The organism is Synechococcus sp. R3-13 (genome assembly GCF_047462195.1).
Lineage (GTDB): Bacteria > Cyanobacteriota > Cyanobacteriia > Thermostichales > Thermostichaceae > Thermostichus.
In genome coordinates, this window is record NZ_JANSIO010000522.1 from 1 (window position 1) to 1,287 (window position 1,287).

Genomic DNA, 1,287 nt, shown 5'->3' on the forward strand with positions numbered 1-1,287 from the left:
GTTCAGCAGTGTTCAGCGTAAATGTATCAGAGCAAGCGGCGCATGTAGTCCCAACCGTGTCGCAAAACCACCTCCAGGATCTCGGCCTGACGCGCCCCACTCTGGGCCAGACGGGCAAACATCGCAGTCTCTCTCCCTGGAAGTCCAATGGCAGAGAAGCCCGATCCCTAGAAAAAGGGGATAGGGGCCACCCTACGGGTTCCATCCCAGCCGGTTTGCAGCCCCTCCCGCAACACCCGCAGCACCTCATCGGTGTCGGCATTGGGCTGGGCAAAGGAGAAAACATGCTTGAAGCGCAGTTTGCCCTCCCGATCCACAACGAACTGGGCCGGCAGGGGTGCTCCCAAAGCTTGGCCAACCCCATAGAGGCGGAAGGTTTTGCACTCGGGATCCACCAGCAGTGGGTAAGGCAGTTGCAGGTCTGCTTGGATCTGCTGGCTTTGAACCGGATCAGTGCTGGTGACCATCAGCAGCTCCGCCCCCAAGGCTTGGATCTCCCTGTAGCGGGCTTTCAGCTCTTGGATGTGGGGGTAGCAAAAAGGGCAAAAAAGCTTTTCGGTGAAGATACGAGTAAAAGCCAGAACCACCGGCTTTTGGCCGCGGTAGTCCGATAGCCGCACGGGATCCCCCTGCACACGCGGCAGCTCAAAATCGGGGGCAATCTGGCCGATTTCCAGAGAAGTGTTGGCTGGTTGGGGGATGAAGTTGTCGGCAAAGCGACGGTTAAACAGTCCGCTGTTGCTGGTCATTGCAGTTTTTTACGTTTCTTTACTACTTGCCACCAGCCTAACCCAAAGCCTCGGCCACCGCCTTCAGCCGTCGGAGCTGGGCCCGCATATCCTGCTGGGTCGGCCCCGCTGCCAACAGGTAAAACCCTGCCGCCACCCAGGGACTGGGGATGCGGAAGTTGAAGCAATTGACTAGAAGGGTACCCCCCGGCTGGGGATGGCATTCCCAGCGGTCGGTTCCTTCAAAAAACCCCTCAAACTGCCACTGCACCAAGCCTTCTGCCCGCTCTGTAATCACGCAATCCAAGCTGGGGGATACAAACGGCAAGCGAAGGAAAAAGCGGTAGCGGCTGCCCAATTCCGCCAGAGGGGATCCCACCGCCTCACAGCCCAACAGCGGGTTGAGCCAGCGCTTCATCAACTCCAGGTCGGTGAGGCAGCGATCCACCTGGGCCACGCTGGCCGCAATCTGAATCGACTGGGTATAGATGGGCATCCTCAGGGGGAAGTTGGGGGAGCGAGCTTGGCCGCAGAGAGGTCTTCTGCCGTGGCAGGGGGG

General features: G+C 59.4%; 2 protein-coding genes. Both read right to left on the minus strand.

What is annotated here, in order from left to right:
- Positions 1–167: 167 nt before the first annotated feature.
- Entirely contained in the window at positions 168–749 is a 582-nt protein-coding gene (locus NW856_RS14295) for a peroxiredoxin family protein (RefSeq protein ID WP_414332206.1), read from the minus strand.
- A 37-nt stretch (positions 750–786) separates the two neighbouring features.
- Positions 787–1,287 (minus strand): SRPBCC family protein (locus NW856_RS14300; RefSeq protein WP_414400774.1); only part of this gene is annotated, 501 nt, incomplete at its 5' end.